General features: G+C 69.0%; 18 protein-coding genes. 10 read left to right on the top strand and 8 right to left on the bottom strand.

From position 1 onward, the window contains the following. Positions 1 to 15: 15 nt before the first annotated feature. Together sufB and H5U26_RS12355 are read right to left on the bottom strand one after the other, a co-directional pair. The gene (gene sufB, locus H5U26_RS12360; RefSeq protein WP_290620128.1) at positions 16 to 1,485 is read right to left on the bottom strand and encodes a Fe-S cluster assembly protein SufB; all 1,470 of its coding nucleotides are present in this window, start codon (positions 1,483 to 1,485) and stop codon (positions 16 to 18) included. Further along, the gene (locus H5U26_RS12355; RefSeq protein ID WP_290620126.1) at positions 1,486 to 1,959 is read right to left on the bottom strand and encodes an SUF system Fe-S cluster assembly regulator; all 474 of its coding nucleotides are present in this window, start codon (positions 1,957 to 1,959) and stop codon (positions 1,486 to 1,488) included. A 147-nt stretch (positions 1,960 to 2,106) separates the two neighbouring features. On the opposite strand from H5U26_RS12355, the gene folD reads away from it, so the two are divergent. From folD to H5U26_RS12320, 7 genes are all read left to right on the top strand, one after another. Continuing rightward, positions 2,107 to 2,973 (top strand): bifunctional methylenetetrahydrofolate dehydrogenase/methenyltetrahydrofolate cyclohydrolase FolD, encoded by an 867-nt coding sequence (gene folD / locus H5U26_RS12350; protein ID WP_290620124.1) that lies wholly within the window; start codon positions 2,107 to 2,109, stop codon positions 2,971 to 2,973. A 112-nt stretch (positions 2,974 to 3,085) separates the two neighbouring features. After that, a complete protein-coding gene (locus H5U26_RS12345; RefSeq protein WP_290620122.1) occupies positions 3,086 to 3,478 on the top strand; it encodes a VOC family protein in 393 nt (130 codons plus the stop codon). Further along, positions 3,475 to 4,119 (top strand): sulfotransferase family protein, encoded by a 645-nt coding sequence (locus tag H5U26_RS12340; RefSeq protein ID WP_290620120.1) that lies wholly within the window; start codon positions 3,475 to 3,477, stop codon positions 4,117 to 4,119. The genes H5U26_RS12345 and H5U26_RS12340 overlap by 4 nt, the downstream gene beginning before the upstream one ends. Positions 4,120 to 4,126: 7 nt before the next feature. Continuing rightward, positions 4,127 to 4,477, top strand: coding sequence for an arsenate reductase (locus H5U26_RS12335; protein ID WP_290620118.1), 351 nt, complete (start codon positions 4,127 to 4,129; stop codon positions 4,475 to 4,477). Beyond that, positions 4,474 to 5,607: a succinyl-diaminopimelate desuccinylase gene (dapE, locus tag H5U26_RS12330; RefSeq protein WP_290620116.1), complete on the top strand. Its 1,134-nt coding sequence runs from the start codon at positions 4,474 to 4,476 to the stop codon at positions 5,605 to 5,607. Before H5U26_RS12335 ends, dapE begins: the two co-directional genes overlap by 4 nt. Next, a complete protein-coding gene (locus H5U26_RS12325; protein WP_290620114.1) occupies positions 5,604 to 6,974 on the top strand; it encodes a L,D-transpeptidase family protein in 1,371 nt (456 codons plus the stop codon). Before dapE ends, H5U26_RS12325 begins: the two co-directional genes overlap by 4 nt. Before the next feature lie 92 nt (positions 6,975 to 7,066). Continuing rightward, positions 7,067 to 7,999, top strand: coding sequence for a hypothetical protein (locus H5U26_RS12320; RefSeq protein ID WP_290620112.1), 933 nt, complete (start codon positions 7,067 to 7,069; stop codon positions 7,997 to 7,999). 13 nt (positions 8,000 to 8,012) lie between these two features. Here H5U26_RS12320 and H5U26_RS12315 read toward each other — a convergent pair whose 3' ends face one another. Next, the gene (locus H5U26_RS12315) at positions 8,013 to 9,818 is read right to left on the bottom strand and encodes a bifunctional diguanylate cyclase/phosphodiesterase (protein WP_290620110.1); all 1,806 of its coding nucleotides are present in this window, start codon (positions 9,816 to 9,818) and stop codon (positions 8,013 to 8,015) included. Between the two features lie 141 nt (positions 9,819 to 9,959). On the opposite strand from H5U26_RS12315, the gene H5U26_RS12310 reads away from it, so the two are divergent. Then, positions 9,960 to 11,213 (top strand): Rieske 2Fe-2S domain-containing protein, encoded by a 1,254-nt coding sequence (locus H5U26_RS12310; RefSeq protein WP_290620108.1) that lies wholly within the window; start codon positions 9,960 to 9,962, stop codon positions 11,211 to 11,213. Between the two features lie 137 nt (positions 11,214 to 11,350). After that, the gene (locus tag H5U26_RS12305; protein WP_290620106.1) at positions 11,351 to 11,599 is read left to right on the top strand and encodes a YdcH family protein; all 249 of its coding nucleotides are present in this window, start codon (positions 11,351 to 11,353) and stop codon (positions 11,597 to 11,599) included. A 66-nt stretch (positions 11,600 to 11,665) separates the two neighbouring features. Here H5U26_RS12305 and purL read toward each other — a convergent pair whose 3' ends face one another. The 5 genes from purL to dapA are packed head-to-tail and all read right to left on the bottom strand — an operon-like array spanning position 11,666 to position 18,668. Next, positions 11,666 to 15,562, bottom strand: a complete 3,897-nt coding sequence (purL, locus tag H5U26_RS12300; RefSeq protein WP_290620104.1) for a phosphoribosylformylglycinamidine synthase — start codon at positions 15,560 to 15,562, stop codon at positions 11,666 to 11,668. 4 nt (positions 15,563 to 15,566) lie between these two features. After that, positions 15,567 to 16,295 (bottom strand): phosphoribosylaminoimidazolesuccinocarboxamide synthase, encoded by a 729-nt coding sequence (gene purC / locus H5U26_RS12295; RefSeq protein WP_290620102.1) that lies wholly within the window; start codon positions 16,293 to 16,295, stop codon positions 15,567 to 15,569. Between the two features lie 33 nt (positions 16,296 to 16,328). After that, positions 16,329 to 17,096: an MBL fold metallo-hydrolase gene (locus H5U26_RS12290; RefSeq protein WP_290620100.1), complete on the bottom strand. Its 768-nt coding sequence runs from the start codon at positions 17,094 to 17,096 to the stop codon at positions 16,329 to 16,331. Positions 17,097 to 17,106: 10 nt separating this feature from the next. Continuing rightward, complete coding sequence (bamC, locus tag H5U26_RS12285) at positions 17,107 to 17,778, bottom strand: outer membrane protein assembly factor BamC (protein WP_290620098.1); 672 nt, start codon at positions 17,776 to 17,778, stop codon at positions 17,107 to 17,109. Between the two features lie 14 nt (positions 17,779 to 17,792). Beyond that, entirely contained in the window at positions 17,793 to 18,668 is an 876-nt protein-coding gene (gene dapA / locus H5U26_RS12280) for a 4-hydroxy-tetrahydrodipicolinate synthase (protein WP_290620096.1), read from the bottom strand. A gap of 101 nt (positions 18,669 to 18,769) precedes the next feature. Between dapA and H5U26_RS12275 the strand changes: the two genes are divergently transcribed. Further along, positions 18,770 to 19,237: a peroxiredoxin gene (locus H5U26_RS12275; RefSeq protein WP_290620094.1), complete on the top strand. Its 468-nt coding sequence runs from the start codon at positions 18,770 to 18,772 to the stop codon at positions 19,235 to 19,237. The last annotated feature ends 248 nt before the right edge of the window (positions 19,238 to 19,485 follow it).

Here is a 19,485-nt window from a genome sequence, read left to right as displayed (position 1 = left end):
CCTGACTGATTCCGTTTAACCGACGCTGCCTTCCAGACTCACGCCCAGCAGGCGCTGCACCTCGACGGCGAATTCCATCGGCAGTTCCTTGAAGACTTCCTTGCAGAAGCCGTTGACGATCATCGACACCGCGTCCTCCTCGCCGATGCCACGCTGGCGGCAGTAGAACAGCTGGTCCTCGCCGATCCTGGAGGTGGTCGCCTCGTGCTCGACCGTGGCGGTCGGCTCCTGCACCTCGATGTACGGAAAGGTGTGCGCGCCGCAGCGGCTGCCGATCAGCAGCGAGTCGCACTGCGTGTAGTTGCGCGCGCCCTGCGCGCCGCGCAGCACCTTGACCAGGCCGCGGTAGGCGTTGCTGCCGCGGCCGGCCGAAATGCCTTTGGAAATAATGGTGCTGCGCGTGTTCTTGCCGACATGGATCATCTTGGTGCCGGTGTCGGCCTGCTGAAAATTGTTGGTCAGCGCCACCGAATAGAACTCACCGACCGAGTTGTCCCCGGTCAGCACGCAGGACGGGTACTTCCAGGTGATGGCCGAGCCGGTCTCGACCTGCGTCCAGGAAATCTTGGCGTTGCGGCCGCGGCAGTCGCCGCGCTTGGTGACGAAGTTGTAGATGCCGCCGCGACCCTCGGCATCGCCCGGATACCAGTTCTGCACCGTCGAGTACTTGATCTGGGCGTCGTCCAGGGCCACCAGCTCCACCACCGCGGCGTGCAGCTGGTTCTCGTCGCGCATCGGCGCCGTGCAGCCTTCCAGGTACGACACGTGGCTGCCGACGTCGGCCACGATCAGCGTGCGCTCGAACTGGCCGGTCTTGGCGGCGTTGATGCGGAAATAGGTGGACAGCTCCATCGGGCAGCGCACGCCCGGCGGGATGTACACGAACGAGCCGTCCGTGAACACGGCGGCATTGAGCGCCGCGTAGAAGTTGTCGGCCGACGGCACCACGCTGCCCAGGTATTTCTTCACCAGTTCCGGGTGGTCCTGCACGGCCTCCGAGAACGAGCAGAAGATCACGCCGTGCTCGGCCAGCTTTTTCTTGAACGTGGTGCCGACCGACACGCTGTCGAACACCGCATCCACGGCCACGCCAGGCCCGGCCTCGGCCGCCACGCCGGCCAGCGCGGCCCGTTCGTGCAGCGGGATGCCCAGCTTCTCGAACGTGGCCAGCAGCTCCGGATCAACCTCGTCCAGGCTCTTGGGGCCGTCCGACTGGGACTTGGGCGCCGAGTAATAGACGATGTCCTGAAAGTCCACCGCCGGGTAATGCACATGCGCCCACTCGGGCGGCGTCATCTTGAGCCAGTGCTGATACGCCTCCAGGCGCCAGGCGAGCATGAATTCCGGCTCGCCCTTCTTGGCCGAGATCAGACGGATCACGTCCTCGTTCAGCCCCGGCGGCAACGTGTCGGCGTCGATGTTCGACACGAAGCCCGCGCTGTAGTCGCGTTCCAGAAAGTGGCCAATGTCGGTCGTGGTGTTCATCTACGGAGTCCCCGCTCGAATCAGGCCCGGTTGCGCGGTGTGCGGTCGCGCCAGCGGGCGGATCGGTGTTGGCGCCGGGCGGATCATGTCGGCCAGGGTCATGGCCTCCAGCGCCGCCAGCACCAGCTGATTGATGCGCTGCCAGTTGCCGCGGATGGAGCACACCGATTCCTGCACGCACAGCCCCTCGCTGCTGCCGCATTCGGTCAGACCCACCGGCCCCTCGAAGCTGCGAACGATCTGCGCCACCGAAATCTGCTCCGCCGGGCGCGCCAGGATGTAACCACCGCCCTGCCCGCGCGCCGAGCGCAGCAGGCCCGCCCGCACCAGCGCCTTGAGCACCTTGCTGGTGGTCGGCAGGGCAATGCCCGTGCCCTGCGCCACCTCGGAGGCCGAGTGCACCTGATCCGCCGCGGCGGCCAGATGACCCATCACTACCGTGGCATAGTCGGTCAGTTTGCTTACGCGCAGCATGCGGGCTGGGCTCGTGTATGAGGTCGGGTCGAAATGAAGTTGTGGACCATTTTAGTCCTGATTGCCCGGACCGAACAAGCCGTGCCTTGGCCCGCTTTCGGGCCGCATGCGATCATTGCGCGCCCCGACACCTGACCAAACTCCCATATGCCAGCCCGCATCATCGACGGCAAAGGCGTGGCGGCCGCGCTGCGCACGGCGCTGGCGGCCCGCACCGCGGCTTTCACCGCCCGGCATGGACGCCCGCCGGGCCTGGCCGTGCTGCTGGTGGGCAGCGATACCGCCTCGCAGGTGTACGTGCGCAACAAGCGGCGCGCCTGCCAGGAAGTCGGCATGGCGTCCGTTGCCCACGACCTGCCGGCCGACACCCGCGAAGCGGATCTGCTTGCCCTGATTGACCGGCTGAACGCCGACCCGGCCGTGGACGGCATCCTGCTGCAACTGCCCCTGCCGAATCACATCCAGCCGGAAGTGGTGCTGGAGCGGATCGATCCGGCCAAGGACGTGGACGGCTTTCACCCCTACAACGTCGGGCGTCTTGTGCAGCGCCTGCCGGGCCTGCGGCCGTGCACGCCGCGCGGCATCATGCGCCTGCTGGAGCATTACGAGATTCCGGTCCGCGGCCAGCACGCGGTGGTGGTGGGCGCCTCCAACATCGTCGGCCGGCCGGTGGCACTGGAACTGCTGCTGGCCGGCGCCACGGTGACCATCTGCCACCGCTTCACGCACGACCTGAAAGCGCATGTCGAGCGCGCACAGCTGCTGGTGGTTGCGGTCGGCAAGCCGGGCCTGGTCCCCGGCGACTGGATCGCCCCCGGCGCGACCGTCATCGACGTCGGCATCAACCGCCTGCCGGACGGCAGCCTGCGCGGCGACGTCGACTTCGAAGGCGCCCGCAGGCGCGCGGCCTGGATCACTCCGGTGCCCGGCGGCGTCGGGCCGATGACCATCGCATTGCTGCTGGAGAACACCCTCGCGGCGGCGCACGGGCGCTGCACCGCGCAAACCCCGTAAGCACCGGCAATACGGACCACGCGCACCGATCCCGCCGGATGCACAACCGAGGCGCCCCCCTCCCGCGGTGCCATAATCGGCCGCTGTGGAAGCGGCGACGGAGGAGCCCCGCATGCTGAAACGACTCGACCACGTCGAACTCATCCCCAGCGATTTCGAACGCAGTCTGGACTTCTACACCACCGTTCTGGAGGGCAGTCTGGCCCAGCGTTACGCCGTTGACACACCCGGCGTGAGCGAAATCGCCTACATCAAGATCGGCGACTCGGCCGTGGAGCTGGTGCGGGTGCCGGGCGCCGAGGCCCTGGCGCAGACCGGTGAGCGCATCGGCTACCGGCTGATGGCCTTCGAGGTCGGCGACATGCTGCAGACACTGGCAAAACTGTCGGCCCACGGCGTCACGCCCAGCTGGGGGCCCATGGAAACCCCGGCCTTCATCCGCGCCGAGATCAGCGATCCGGACGGCAATGCCATCGAACTGCGCGAGTGGAGGCAGCGACCGTGAGCGGGACGGCGCGCCTGGACGTGATCGGCGTTGGCCTGGGCCGCACCGGTACGGCCAGCCTCAAGCTGGCATTGGAGCAACTGGGCTTCGGCCCCTGCCACCACATGCTGGAGCTGTTCCAGCGCCCCGGCGACGCGGCGCGTTGGCAAGCCCGGGCGCGTGGCGAAGCGGTCGGCTGGGACGAATTGCTGGGCGGCTTTCGCTCGACGTTGGACTGGCCATCGGTGCATTTCTGGCGCGAGCTGGTGCACGATTTCCCGAACGCGAAGATCATCCTGACCGTGCGCGACCCTGAGTCCTGGTACGACAGCATCAGCAACACCATCTTCAAGGCGCTGGAACAACCGCTGCCGCAGCAGGACGACGCCGCCCGCGGCCAGCGCGTGATGGCCAAGGACGTCATCGTCGAGCGCGCCTTCGACAACCGGCCCCTGGACAAGGCCCACGTACTGGCCCGTTACGCCGCTCACAATGCCGCGGTGCAGCGCAGCGTGCCGGCCGACCGCCTGCTGACCTACGACGTTTCGCAGGGCTGGGAGCCGCTGTGCGATTTTCTGGGCGTGCCGGTGCCGGCCACGCCGTTCCCGAGCGCCAACCGGCGCGACGAGTTCCATCACGGCCCGGGCCGCCAGCGCGACTGAATTCTGAATGACCCTGTACGGCATCAAGAACTGCGACACGGTCAAGAAGTCGCGCGCCTGGTTCGCCGGGCGCGGCATCGAAATGCCGTTTCACGACCTGCGCAGCGATGGCCTGCAAGCCGATGTCCTGCGCCGCTGGCTGGCGGCAGTGGGCGCCGCGCGGCTGGTGAACCGCAGCGGCACCACCTGGCGGGCGCTCACACCCACGCAGCAAGCCATCACCGATGAGGACGCGCTGGTCGCCCTGCTGCTGGCGCAGCCAACGCTAATCCGTCGGCCGGTGGTCCAGATCGGCGAGGCGATCACGGTCGGCTTCGTGCCGGACACCTGGGCCGACTTGCTTGAGGCCGGCACATGAGCGTGGCGCTCGAACTCGCCCAGGCCCTGATCCGCCGCCCCTCGATCACGCCGCAGGATGGCGGCTGCCAGGAACTGCTGGGGCAGCGGCTGGCGCGGCTCGGCTTTCTCCTGGAGCCGATGCGCTTCGGCGCCGTCGACAACCTGTGGGCTAGGCGGGGCACCGATGGCCCGCTGTTCGTGTTCGCCGGCCATACGGACGTGGTGCCGGTCGGCGATGCAGGCGCTTGGTGCTGCGACCCGTTTGCGGCTGAAATCCGCGATGGCCTGCTGTACGGCCGCGGCGCTGCGGACATGAAAGGCGCATTGGCGGCAATGGTGGTGGCCTGCGAGCGCTTCCTGGCGGCCTGCCCGCACCCCGCAGGCTCGATCGGTTTCCTGCTGACCAGCGACGAGGAAGGCGACGCCGTCGACGGCACCGTGCGGGTCATGGAAACCCTGACCGCGCGCGGCGAATCCATCGACTGCTGCCTGATCGGCGAGCCGTCCAGCGACCAGCGCCTGGGCGACACGCTGCGCATCGGCCGGCGCGGCTCGCTGTCGGCGCGCCTGCGCGTGCACGGCGTGCAGGGTCACGTGGCGTACCCGGAAAAGGCGCTCAATCCCGTCCACGCCTTCGCGCCGACGCTGGCCGCGCTGTGCAGCGAGGACTGGGGTGGCGACGATCCGGCCTTCCCGCCCGTCAGCTTTCAGATCTCGAACGTCCACGCCGGCACCGGCGCCGGCAACGTCATCCCCGGCGAGCTGCTCGTCGACTGTAACTTCCGCTTCCCGCCGCAGCCCGGCGCGGCGGCGCTCAAGGCCCGCTTCGAGGGCATCGTGGCCCGAGGCGGCGCCCGCTGCGAGGTGCACTGGACACTGGGCGGCGAACCGTTCATCACCCGTGGCGGGCGTCTGCTGGAGGCGACGCAGGCGGCGCTGCGCGAGGTACTGGGCGTCGAGCCGACACTTTCGACCGGCGGCGGCACCTCGGACGGGCGCTTCATTGCACCGTCCGGCGCCGAGGTGATCGAGCTTGGCCTGCGCAACGCCAGCATCCACAAGGTGGACGAATGCACGCCAGTGACCGAAATCGACCAGTTGGCGGACGTGTACGAAGCGGTGCTGCACCGGCTGCTGGGGAAGCGATGAACCGTCTCGACGTGAACCGCACCGCCCGCCCGGCCCAGCTGCTGCGGCTGGCCGGTGCGGCGCTGATGTTGATTGTGCTGTCCGGCTGCGCCGGCTGGGGTGCCCGGCAGCGGCCGCAACTTGCGCCCGCGCCGCCAGCGCCGGAACCGTTCGCGCTCAACAGCTTCGAGCTTCGGGACGACACCGACGTCGTTGGCCGGCTGCGATACACCACCGTGCAGGGCGAGGAAACCCTGCTCGACATCGCCCGCGCCTACGATCTGGGCTACGACGAGATACTGGCGGCCAACCCGGGCATCGATCCGTGGACGCCCGCCAGCGGCCAGCGCGTGCTGCTGCCCACCGCCCATGTGCTGCCCGATGCGCCGCGCGAGGGCATCGTGATCAACCTCGCGGCGCGCCGTCTGTATTACTACCCGCCGCGGCACGAAGACGAGCCGGCGCGGGTCATCACCCACCCGATCGGCATCGGGCGCGAGGGCTGGGCGACGCCACTTGGCCGCACAAAAGTGGCCAAAAAGCATGCCGCACCGGCCTGGACCGTGCCAGCCTCGATCCGTCGCGAGCACGCCGCCAAGGGCGACCCGCTGCCGGCCGTCGTGCCACCGGGACCGGAAAATCCGCTCGGCAGCCATGCGCTGCGCCTGGGCTGGTCCAGCATCCTGATCCACGGCACCAGCAAGCCGGCCGGCATCGGCATGCGCGTCAGCCACGGCTGCATGCAGCTGTATCCGGAAGACATTGCGCCGCTGTTCGAGGCGGTACCGGTCGGCACGCCGGTGACCGTGGTCGACCAGCCCTACCTGGCCGGGGTCGGCGCCGACGGGCTGCTGCTGGAAGCGCACGAGCCGGTGAAACCCATGTCCGGCACACGCCGCGAGGCGGCCGTGACGCGCGCCATCGAGGCCGCCATCGCCCGCCATCGGCTGCAGGACACCGCGCTGGTGGACCTGGACCTGGCGCAGGCGCATGCCGGTCGGCACGCCGGCTACCCGCTGCCGATCGACGCCAGCGCGCCGGCGCAGGACGCCTATCTGGCCGCCCTGCCGGCGGCGCCGCCCTTGCCAAGTCCGCACGTGGCGCCAGTCGGCCAGGGCGAGTGGTACGTGGACCTCGGTCGCTTCAAGTCCGAGAACAACGCCCGCCGCCTGGTGGCCATGCTCACCCACCAGGGGCCGCCCATTCCGGCCCTGCGCGTGTCCGGTGACGGGCAGCATCGGGTGCTGGCCGGACCGTATCCCTCGAAGGCACTGGCAAGTGCCGCGGCGCGCCGCATCGAACGCGATCTCAGCGAAACCGGGCAGCCCATTCGCCTCGCGCCCGCCGTGGCCAGCAACGCAGCGCCGCCGTCGGCTATGCTGCCCTGAGGATGCCCGGCCATCCGGCTCGCGCCCGGTGCGGCGCTGCCGCGCGCGCGGCCGGGCACCACCGATAAAACCGACTGCCAGAGGAGCCTTCCATGAGCCACGCCATCGCCTACCGCAACGCCAGCCCGGTGCCGGCCGCCACGCCCGCCACGGCCCGCGCGCTGTATCTGTCCGAGCGCGACTTCATGGGCGCCGCGCTGCCCACCCCGATCGAGAAGGTTCTGCCGGCGGCGGCGATGGCGCCGCAGGACGGTCCGCTCGATTTCAGTGCCCGGCTTGGCCTGCCCTACCCGGCCACCCTGCCGGCCCTGCTGGCCGGCACCCACGCGCTGCCCGCGCAGGGCGCCACGCCGGTCGGCGAAGCGGCCGGCGGGGTCATCGTGCTGGTGCTGGAAGGCAGCGGCACGTTCACGGTCGGCGCCGAGACCGCCACCGTCGGCGCCGGTGACATCCTGGCCGTGCCCGGCAGCGTCGGGGCTGGCGCCCAAGCCGGCGCGAACGGTCTGCGCTTCTACTACGTCGACGACAGCCCGCTGACGCGCTACATGGGCTGGCAGGTGCAGCCGACCGAACGCATCGCATTCACCCACTGGCCGGCGGCGCTGCTGGCGCAAAAGCTCGCCGACACGGCGGCCGAAGGCATCACCGCGTCGGGCGTGTTCCTGGCCCATCAGGGCCTGAAGGCCGAAAAACTCGCTACGCCCAACCTGTTCGCGCACCTGAATCGTCTGGCTCCCGGCGCCGCCAACACTGTGCACGGCCATGCCTCGGCCGCCATCACCTACGTCATCGAGTCCAACGAGGCCAGCTACTCGCTGCTGGGCGAGACGCTGCAGGACGGCGCCATCGTCGACCCACTGCGCGTCGACTGGCACCCCGGCCAGGTGTCCCTGACGCCGCCGAACCTGTGGCACGGCCACTTCAACGACGGCAAGACCGACATCCTGACCTTGGTGGTGCAGCTGTCGGGGCTGTACTACAACGACCGCACCATGAATTTCCGCTTCGCCAGGCCGCCGGCCTGACGCTTGGCCGGCCTCAGGCGGCCGGAGCACCCACCGCCGGTCCGCGGCGCCGGTCGATGTACAGCGCGCCGCCGCCGGCTTCGCCGCGGCGCAGCTTGGCCTGGTGTTTGGCCTCCGTCGCCAGGACGGCCACGTCATGATGCGAATGACAGCGATCCAGGTCCGGCAGCACCACGCCGATGGACAGGCCAAGCAGGGGGAAAAACCGGCGCTGACCCTGCCGGTCTTCGGTCCAGATGCCGCCCGCGGCGCGATCCTCGGCGCCATAAAAATCCGGCGCCGCGGCGTTGAAGGCCGCCAGCAAGCGCTCGCAACGCTCCCGCCAGTCCGTGCTCACCATCACCAGCATGAAGTCGTCGCCCCCGATGTGGCCAACCAGGTCGCACTCGCCATCGGTCTGGGCGACCGCCAGTTCGGCCAGCTTCTTGATCACCTCATCGCCGCGGCTGTAGCCATAGACGTCATTGAAGGGCTTGAAGTGGTCCAGGTCGCAATACGCCACCGCGAATTCCAGGCGTCGACGCAGCAGGTCATCGATGCACTCGTAGATCGGCACGTTGCCCGGCAGCAGCGTCAGCGGGTTGGCATGACGGGCGTTTCGCACCTGCAGGTCGGTAATGCGCCGCAGCAGGTCGATGACCCTTGCCATGCCCAGGTACTGCCGGTCGCGGGTGACGATGAACTCATGCTCGACCTGGCCGGTCGCGACATCGGTCAGCAACCGACTGACGTCGGCCAGTTGCAGGTCGTGCTCCACGGTCAGCGGCTCGGTGTCCATGAACCAGGCAATCGGCTTTCTGCCGTGCAGATCGCGCCCGTAACGCGACAGGTACAGGTCCGTGAACGGCCCGCGTCGCACCAGGCCCAGCGGCCTGCCGTCCGCCACCACAGGCAGGGCGTGGACATCCGGCCGCTTTGCCAGCAAGGCGCTGACTGCGTCCATGCTGGTGGTTGGCGTGACGGTCGGATTCGGCCGCGCCAGTTCACCCACCGACTGCCCGCGTTGCCAGCGCCAGGCGTCGCGCAGCAGCGGAAGGTCGCGCTCGAACAGGCCCACCGGCAAGGCCAGCGGCGGCTCCGGCACGGGCCGCCCAAGGTGATAACCCTGTGCCATCTCGATACCAAGATCGGCCAGTGCCTGCAGCTCGGCGGCCGTCTCCACCCCCTCGGCCACCACCTGGGCGCCGACGCCGCGGGCGATTTCGCCCATCGAGCGCACGAACTCGCGCTTGACCGGATCCGCATCCAGGCCGCGCACGAAATGCTGGTCGATCTTGACGTAACCGGGCTGCAACTCGGACCACAGGCGCAGGCTGGCATAACCGGCGCCCAGATCATCGATGGCAATCGCCAGGCCGGCTTCGCGGTATTCGGCCAGCGCCCGCCGCACGCCGCTGTAATCTTCCAGCGGGTAACGCTCGCTCAGCTCCAGCACCACCCGGTGCAGCGGCAGACCGCTGGCGGCGATGCAGTCGATCGCGCGCTGCGGCCGATAGTCCGGATCCAGCATCAGGGCCGGTACGATGTTCATGAACAGCAGCCCGGACAGGTTCAGGGCCGCGAACCGCTGCGCCGCCAGCTCGCGGCACAGCAGGTCGAGCTCCACCACCCGGTTGCAATGCTGGGCAGCGCCGAACAGCACCAGCGGGTTGTGCATCATGCTGTCGGCAGGGCCGCGCACCAGCGCCTCATAACCCACCACGGCCCGGCCCCGCAATGACGCGATCGGCTGGAACAACATGCTGAGCCGGCGCCCGTCGATGACCGCCTCCAACTCGTCACGGAATCTGTTGACGTCTTCGAGCGTTGGCGGAGACACGCTGCAATACCTGTATGGTCACAAAAAGTAAGTGACAGTAATGTGACTTGTTGACGGAGCGGTGACAGGCCGATGTCAATTTGCGGCCCGCCGTCCTGCAGTCATAATCCGTTCAACGCTTCAGCCCGCCGGAGAAACACCATGAACGCTCCAAGTACCTTGCCCGTTACCGATCTTGTCTGGCCCGCGGAAGGCTTCACCCGCGTGCCCTACCGGGTGTATCAGGACCCGGCCATCTACGCCCTGGAGCAGGAGCGCATCTTTCGCGGCCGGACCTGGAACTTCGTCGCCCTGACCGCCGAGCTGCCCAACGCCGGTGACTACAAGACCACCCATGTCGGCGACACGCCGGTCATCGTCAGCCGCGACCGCGCCGGTCAGTTCCATGTGCTGGTGAACCGCTGCGCGCACCGCGGCGCGCTGGTGTGCCGGGACCTTCGCGGCAATGCCGACACGCTGACCTGCGTCTACCACCAGTGGGCCTACGACGCCAAGGGCGACCTGATCGGCGTGCCGTTCAGGAAGGGCCTGGGCGGCAAGGGCGGCTACCCGGCCGATTTCGACATGAAGCAGCATGGCCTGCACAAGCTCAATGTCGAGGTCTTCGGCGAGTGCATCTTCGCCAGCTTTGCCGCCGACATGCCGTCGGTCGAGGAGTATTTCGGCCCGCGCATGGCCGACTACCACCGGCGCATGTTCAACCGGCCGGTCGAGGTGCTCGGCTACCACCGCCAGTTCGTGCATTCCAACTGGAAGCTGTACGCCGACAACACCCACGACCCCTACCACGCCAGCCTGCTCCACCTGTTCCATGCCACGTTTGGCCTGTACCGGGCCTCGCAGATCTGCGGCACCGAGATGGGCGGCTACGAGGGCATGCACAACTGCATCCACGCCCGGTCCGGCACCGACGAAGGGCGCCTGGACAGTTACAAGCAGGAAGGCGGGCGCTCGTACCAGGAAAACTACAGCCTGGCCGACCCCAGCGTGCTCAAGGGCTGGCTGGAGTATGCCGACGGCGACACGCTGTGCATCCACGTCATCTTCCCGAACCTGGTGGCGCAGCAGATCGCCAATACCCTGGCCACGCGCCAGATCGTCACCCACGGGCCGCAGCAGTTCGAGCTGATCTGGACCTACTTCGGCTACGTCGACGACACGCCCGCCCAGCGCGCCATGCGCATCAAGCAGATCAACCTGATCGGCCCGGCCGGGCTGATCTCGATGGAAGACGGCGACGTGTGCGAGCTGGTGCAGAACGCCATCGTGCGCGACGGCGACGCCTGCTCCATCGTCGAGATGGGCGGGCGCGACATCGCCGACATCGACAGCACGCTGACCGAGGTCGGCATGCGCGGCTTCTGGCGAGGCTATCGGGCGATCATGGGCCTGTGAGTCGACCCGGGGCTATCAAGCAGCAAGCCGTGAGATATCGGGTTGCCGGCAATCAATGCCGCCGCCCGCGTCTGCGCCTATCGTGTCATCAGCCGCCGGGCACCCGGTTGCCTGCCAGTCTCCACAAGGAACCCCCCATGAGTCTCGACAAGCACGACCTGCACCACGAATTTCCCGAGTTCAACGACGCCATTCATGCCCTGAAGGTCGGCGACCCGCATTTCGCGACCCTGTTCGCGCAATACCACGAAATCGACCGTGAAGTGCACCGCATCGAAGCCGGGATCGAGAACACCGCGGACAGCTACCTCGAACAGCGCAAGAAAGAGCGTCTCGCGCTCAAGGACGCGCTGTTCCAGAAGCTGCGCGCCTGGCCAGGCAACTGAGGCGGCGCCTGCTCGGGCGGCCGCGCGGCCGCCCGCTCGCTTCCGCGCAAGCAACCGGCGCCGCCCTCAGCCCTGCACCACCCACGCATACGCATTGCTGAACAGCTGCAGCCACGGGCCATCCTCGCCCCAGTCGGCCGGGTGCCAGGAATGCTGCACGGTGCGGAACAGCCGTTCCGGGTGCGGCATCATGATCGTCACCCGGCCGTCGGCGGAGCTGAAACCCGTCATGCCGCCCGGTGAGCCGTTCGGATTGGCCGGATAGCGCGCCGCCACCCGGCCGCGGCCGTCGACGTAGCGCAGCGCCGCCGGTGCCGGGGTGTCGGTGTCGAACACCGCCCGCCCCTCCCCGTGCGCCACCACGATCGGCAGCCGCGCACCGGCCATGCCGCGCAGCCACACGCTCGGGCCTTCCAATACCTCGACCAGCGCCAGACGCGCCTCGAACTGCTGCGAGCGGTTGCGCGCGAAGCGCGGCCAATGATCGGTGCCGGGTATGAGGCCATCGAGCTGTGACAGCATCTGACAGCCGTTGCAGACGCCCAGCGTGAGGGTGTCCGGCCGGGCGAAGAAGGCCTGGAACTGCGCGCGGGCCTGCAGATTGCCCAGAATGGCCTGCGCCCAGCCGCGCCCGGCGCCGAGCACGTCGCCGTACGAGAAGCCGCCGCAGGCGGCCAGCACGCGGAATTCATCCAGAGTGGCCCGGCCGGCCAGGATGTCGCTCATGTGCACGTCGACCGGCGCAAAGCCGGCACGCTCGAACGCAGCCGCCATTTCGAGCTGACCGTTGACGCCCTGCTCGCGCAGGATGGCGACGCGCGGCTTCGCGCCGGTGCCGCGCGGCGGCGCGAGGGCGAATGGAACCTGGGCGATCAAACCCGGATCGTCGGCATCGAGCAGGCCGTCGTATTCCTCGTCCGCGCAGTCGGGATCGTCGCGCAGGCGCGCGATGGCGTGCGAGGTGGCCGACCACAGGCGGTGCAGCTCGACCCGCGGCGCGCGCAGCACAGTCTGCCCGCCGAAGCGGAACGTGACGTCGCCGTCAGGGCACGGCGCACCGAGGTCGATCGCCAGGTCGCGGATGCCGCAAGCCGTCAGCAGGTCCTGCACCGACGCCAGGTCCGCGCTGCGCACCTGCACCACGACGCCGAGTTCCTCGTTGAACAGCGCCCGCAGCGGGTGGTTGCCGGCGCCATCGAGGTCGACATCCAGCCCGCAGTGGCCGGCAAAGGCCATCTCGCACAGCGTCGCCAGCAGGCCGCCGTCGGAGCGGTCGTGGTAGGCCAGCAGCAGGCCATGGCCCGCAGCCTCGCGCACGAAGCGGAACAGCCCGGCCAGCAGCTGCGGATGTTCCAGATCCGGCGGCGTGCTGCCGGTGGCGCCCAGCACCTGCGCCAGCGCGCTGCCACCCAGCCGGCCGCGACCGGCGCCTAGGTCCAGCAGCAGCAGGCGGCTGTCACCGGCATCCAGATGAAGCTGCGGCGTCAGCGTGCGGCGCACGTCGCCGACCGGCGCAAACGCCGTGACCACCAGCGACACCGGCGACACGACGGCCTTGTCGGTGCCGTCCCCGTCGCGCCAGGTGGTTTTCATGGACAGCGAGTCCTTGCCGACCGGAATGGCGATGCCCAGCGCCGGGCACAGCTCCATGCCGACCGCGCGCACGGCGGCATACAGCGCGGCGTCCTCGCCCGGTTCGCCGGCGGCGGCCATCCAGTTGGCGGACAGCTTGATGGCCGACAGCTGCGCCACGTCGGCGGCGGCGATGTTGGTGATGGCCTCGGCCACCGCCAGGCGCGCCGCGGCGGCCGCATCCAGCAGCGCCACCGGCGTGCGCTCGCCGAGCGCCATCGCCTCGCCGGTGTAGCCGTAGAAATCGCTGGCGGTCACGGCCACATCGGCCACCGCCACCTGCCACGGCCCAACCAGCTGGTCGCGGCACACGCGCCCGCCGACGCTGCGGTCACCGATACTGATCAGGAACCGCTTGTCGGCCACCGCCGGCAGTTGCAGCACGCGCCGCGCGGCCTGGGCAATATCCACCGCATCCAGGTCGAAAGGCGCCGGGCTGGGCGGCAGCGAGCGCACGTCCCGCCGCAGGCGCGGCAGGCGATCGTGCCCACTGGCCTGCGGCGCGGCCGGCGCCGCGGCGCCCTGACCGAGCAGGGATGTGAGTTCCACGTCGACCGCCGTGGCGCCCTCGGCGCCGTCGTACAGGCGCAGGAGACCGTCGCCGCCGACCTCGCCCAGCACCGCGAACGGACAGCGCTCGCGGGCGCAGATGGCGGCAAAGCGCGCCCGGTCGGCGGCGGCGATGACCAGCACGTAGCGCTCCTGCGCCTCGTTGCACCACAGTTCCAGCGGCGACAGGCTGGGGTCGGCACTGGGCACCGCGCGCAGGTCGAACGCGCCGCCGCGCCCGGCGGCATCGACGATTTCCGGCACCGCATTCGACAGCCCGCCGGCGCCGACGTCGTGGATGCTCAGGATGGGGTTGTCCGCGCCCAACTGCCAGCAGCGGTCGATCACTTCCTGCGCGCGGCGCTGCATTTCCGGATTGCCGCGCTGCACGGAGTTGAAATCGAGTTCCGCCGCGTTGTCGCCCACACCCAGCGACGAGGCGGCGCCGCCGCCGATGCCGATGCGCATGCCCGGACCGCCCAGCTGCACGACCAGCCCCCCGACCGGCGGCTCTTGCTTGTGCACCTGCTGCGGGATGATGTTGCCCATGCCGCCGGCCAGCATGATCGGCTTGTGGTAACCGCGCACCCGGCCGCCGACGGCCTGCTCGTAGGTGCGGAAGAAGCCGGCCAGGTTCGGCCGGCCGAACTCGTTGTTGAAGGCCGCCGCACCGATCGGGCCGTCGAGCATGATGTCGAGCGCGCTCACGATGCGGTCCGGCTTGCCGTAGGGCCGCTCCCAGGGCTGCGGCAGGCCGGGCAGGTTCAGGTTCGACACCATGAAGCCGGCCAGACCCGCCTTGCTGAAGGCACCGCGGCCGGTGGCGGCCTCGTCGCGAATCTCGCCGCCGGCGCCGGTGGCGGCGCCCGGGAACGGCGCGATCGCGGTCGGGTGGTTGTGCGTCTCCACCTTGGTCAGGATGTGCGCGCTGGTGGCGAGCTGCCGGTACTCGCGGCTGTCCGCGTCCACCACCAGCAGGCGCGCCGGATGGCCTTCGATCACCGCCGCGTTGTCGCGGTAGGCCACCAGCGTGCCCTGCGGGCTGCGACGGTGGGTGTGGCGGATCATGTCGAACAGGGACAGCTCCTGCGCCACGCCGTCGATGAGCCACTCGGCGTTGAAAATCTTGTGCCGACAGTGCTCGGAGTTGACCTGCGCGAACATCATCAGCTCGACGTCGGTCGGGTTGCGGTGCAGGCGCGCGAACCAGCGCTCGAGGTAATCGAGCTCGTCCGCCGACAGGGCCAGGCCCTGCTCGCGGTTGGCCCGCTCGAGCGCCGCCCGGCCGCCGCCGAGCACATCCACGATCGCCAGCGGCGCCGCCGGCGCGGCCTCGAACAGCCGCCCGGCCAAGCCGGCGTCGGCGGTCAGAACCTCGGTCATGCGGTCGTGCAGCCAGGGCGCCGCGGCGGCAAGCTGCGCCTGCGTCGGCGCTGCGCCGGCCAGGGTCAGCCGATAGCGCACGCCGTGCTCGATACGCCGCACGCCGGTCAGGCCGCACACGGCGGCAATGTCGGTGGCCTTGCTGGACCACGGCGTCTGCGTGCCCGGGCGCGGCAGGGCCAGCACTTCGCCGGGCGCCAGCGCGAGCGGCGCGGGCGTGCCCTGCACCAGCGCGGCCAGCGGCGCCGGATCGGTGCCCGGCATCACTTGGGCCAGGTAAACGGCCTCGGTCTGCAGGTCGCGCAGGTCCGGCAGCACCGCCTGCAGGTTTTGCACCAGCCTGGCCAGGCGAAATTCGGTCAGCGCCGGCCCACCGACCAGGAACAGCGGCTTGGCCATCGGCTCAGCCCTGCGCCTGCAGGTCGACACCCAGACGCCGGGCGACTTCCTCGTAAGCTTCCACCACGCCGCCCAGGTCGCGCCGGAAGCGGTCCTTGTCGAGGCGCTCGCCGCTGCCGGCGTCCCACAGACGGCAGCCGTCGGGCGTGAACTCGTCGCCCAGCAGCAGCTCGCCCCGGTAGCGGCCAAATTCGAGCTTGTAGTCGACCAGGGTGATGCCGGCGCCGGCGAACAGGGGCTTGAGCACACCGTTGACGGCGATGCTCAGCTCCCGCATGCGCTTGAGTTCCGCAGCCGTAGCCCAGCCGAAGGCCAGCACGTGGTCGTCGTTGACCATCGGATCGTGCAGGGCATCGTTTTTCAGGAACAGCTCGAACAGCGGCGGGTCCAGTTCCAGCCCCTCGGTCACGCCCAGGCGCCGCACCAGACTTCCGGCGGCCACGTTACGCACCACGCATTCCACCGGCACCATGTCCAGGCGCCGCACCAGGCTCTCCTGCGGGCCGACGATGCGCACGAAATGCGTGGGCACGCCGGCCTGCGCCAGGCGCGTCATCACGAAGGCGTTGATGTGGTTGTTGACCATGCCCTTGCGCGCCAGGGCGGCCTTTTTCTCGCCATCGAAGGCCGATGTGTCGTCGCGGTAGTGCATCAACAGCAGATCGGCGTCGTCGGTGGCGTAGACGGTCTTGGCCTTGCCTCGGTACAGCTCGGCGCCGTGCGGGTAGCTCATGGTCGGATTCCGGGTTGATGGTCCAAAAACAGTTCAGGCCAGCTCGCACCAGTCGATGCCCAGGTCCTGGTCGGCGACGGCAATCCAGTCCGCGCCGCAGCCCAGCGCGCCGGCCATGGCGGCCTGTGCCAGTTCCGGGCGGTTATTTTGCTCGCTCAGATGCGCCGCCACGAAGTGCTGCAAGCGCCGACAATCCAGGCCACCGATGAAGGCCGCCGCCGCAGCGTTGCTCAGATGCCCCAGATAGCCATCCACCCGCCGCTTGAGTGATGGCGGATACGGGCCACCGAGCAGCAGATCGCGGTCGTGATTGCACTCGAACAGCAGGCCCTCGCAGCCACCCAGCAGGGCCGCCATGTGAGCGGTGGTATGGCCAAGGTCGGTGACCGCCGCGAAACGCCGCGCGCCGTCCGACAGCAGGTACTGGCAGCTCTCGCGCCCGTCGTGGGGCACCGGAAACGGCGTGATGGACAAATCGCCGATTTCCCAGGGCGCGTGGCAGTTGATGGTGCGCACCTGCGGCAGATCGCCGACCTGCGGCGCCAGCGCGGCCAGCGTGCCGGGCGTGGCCCACACCGGCATGCCGCCGGCGCGCGCCACCGGACCCACCCCCGCCACATGATCGCCGTGTTCGTGCGTGAGCAGGATGGCGGTCAGGTCGGACAGTTCCAGGCCCAGTCGCCCCAGACGGCGGCGCGTGTCGGCCAGGCCAAAGCCGCAGTCGATCAGAAGTGTGGTGCTGCCGGCCTGCACCAGGGTGGCGTTGCCGCGACTGCCGCTGCCCAGCGAGGCGAAGCGCATGCCGCGGTGGTCAGTCCAGGTTCTGCTGAATCTTGCGCAGGATATCCTCGGCGACCGGCGCCGTGACCAGCTTTTCCTTCTCGTCGAAGATCAGCACGTTGGTCTGCTCGCCGGCGGACTGCAGCAACACCAGGAAACGCTCCTTCTGCGTGCTCTCGTCGCCCCCCCAGAACATCAGCGTGCGGGCAATGCGGCCGCGCGGCTTGCTGTGCTTGTAATCGATGAAATACAGGCCGCGCGAGCGGTCGCGGTCGTCCACCTTCATTTCGGCGGCTTCGAGCGCCTTGCCGACGGTGCGCCAGGCGCGGGCGAAATCCTCCGGCACCACCAGCCGCGGCGCGCCCTCGCTGCCTTTCTCGATACGCGGCCCGGCCGGACCGGACTTGGCGCCATCGCCGGCCAGCTGTTCCGGCGGCGGCGAGACGCCCGACGCTGACGCATCCGCATCGCCACTCACCCCCGCCGCGCTGCCATCGTCGATGCCGGGCACGACCAGGGCCGAGGAGCTGGCCACGCCGGTCAGATCCGGCGGCACTTCCAGCGGCGGCAGCGTTTCGGCCTGCTTGTATTGCTGCTCCTGCGGATCGTGGCCGAGCAGCCCCGAGAGTGCACCGCAGCCACCCAGCAGCGGCAGGGTCATGGCCAGGACCAGGGCCCGCGGCCGGAGCACGAAAAACTGCATGATGCCTCGCAGGATCACAGTAGGGACGCCTGGCGCAAAGCCGCGCGCACGGTGTCGTGACAGGCCGCAGACAAGGGTGTCAGCGGCAGACGAATGCCAGGCTCGATCAGCTCCAGCTCGGCCAGCGCCCACTTGACCGGAATCGGGTTGGCCTCGACAAACAGATTGCGGTGCAGCGCCTGCAGCGGCGCATCGAGCGCCAGCGCCAGTTCGCGATTCCCGGCCAGCGCCGCCTCGCTCATCGCCGCCATGGCCTTGGGCGCCACATTGGCAGTGACCGAAATCACGCCCCGATAGCCGCGCAGCATGAGCTCGGCCGCGATGGCGTCCTCGCCGCTGAATAGCCAGAAATCGGCCGGGCACCGCGCCAGCAGCTCGGCGGCGCGCTCCAGGCTGCCGGTGGCATCCTTCAGGCCGACGATGTTCGGAATCTCGGCCAGGCGCAGCACGGTGTCGGTCTGCAGGTCACAGGCCGTGCGGCCGGGTACGTTGTACAGAATCTGCGGGATCGGCGCCGCCTCTGCCACGGCGCGAAAGTGCCTGTACAGGCCTTCCTGCGTCGGCTTGTTGTAGTACGGCGTCACCAGCAGGCAGGCATCGACACCGGCGTCGGACGCGGCCCGCGTCAGCTCGATGGCCTCGGCGGTGGAGTTGGCACCGGTGCCGCCGATGACCGGAATGCGGCCATCGACACGGCGCACCACCTCGGCGATCACGCCGATGTGCTCGTCCATGTCGAGTGTTGGCGACTCGCCGGTGGTGCCGACCGCCACGATGCCGTGCGTGCCGGATGCGAGGTGGAATTCGACCAGCCTTGCCAGGGCCGCGTAATCTATCGCCCCGGACGCAGTCATCGGGGTGACCAGGGCGACAACGCTGCCGTGGATCATGCAAAAGTCCGGCTGGAAAAGGCCGGTATGGTACTGACCCGGTCCACCGACTGACAAGCCAAGCCCCTGTCCGCCGCCCGCAACCTGCCCGGAATCGAGCCATGCCAGAACCGATCATCGGCGCCCCGGCGCCCGACTTCAGCCTGCCGGCCACCGGCAACCGGACCATCAGCCTGGCCGACCTGCGTGGCCAGGCGGTGGTGCTTTATTTCTATCCCAAGGACAGTACGCCCGGCTGCACCCAGGAAGGACAGGAGTTTCAGCAGCTGTTCGGCGAATTTGCGGCGCTGGGGGCGGTCATCCTGGGCGTCAGCCGCGACAGCGTGGCCAGCCACGAGAAATTTCGCGCCCGGCACGGATTCAGCTTCGACCTGCTGTCGGATGCGCAGGAAACCGCCTGCCGCGCCTACGACGTGATCCGCGAGAAGAACATGTACGGCAAGACCGTGCTGGGCATCGAGCGCAGCACCTTCCTGATCGATGCCGACGGCGTGCTGCGCGAGGCCTGGCGCAAGGTAAAGGTCAAGGACCATGCCGCGGCCGTGCTGGAGCGCCTGAAGGCGCTTTAGGAAGCGCCGAACAACCGTCCTGGAGCCCGGTTGCCCGCCACCGTAAAAAAAACCCGGTAGGAGCGCGGTAGGGGCGTGATGATCGCCCGGCACAGCCGGGCTCCTACAATTTCCGCTGAATATTTCAGATACTGTCTTCCTCCGATCATGGCAAGCCGATGGCTGGGTCGAAGGGACGCCCGGATTTGAGAACGCCCCAAATCAGGTGTACGAGCTTGCGCATGGCGGCGACCACGACTTGCTTGGGA

The organism is Immundisolibacter sp., from assembly GCF_014359565.1.
GTDB lineage: Bacteria > Pseudomonadota > Gammaproteobacteria > Immundisolibacterales > Immundisolibacteraceae > Immundisolibacter.
Note: the sequence above shows the minus strand (reverse complement) of the source record. Positions and strands in the feature narration are given on the sequence as shown.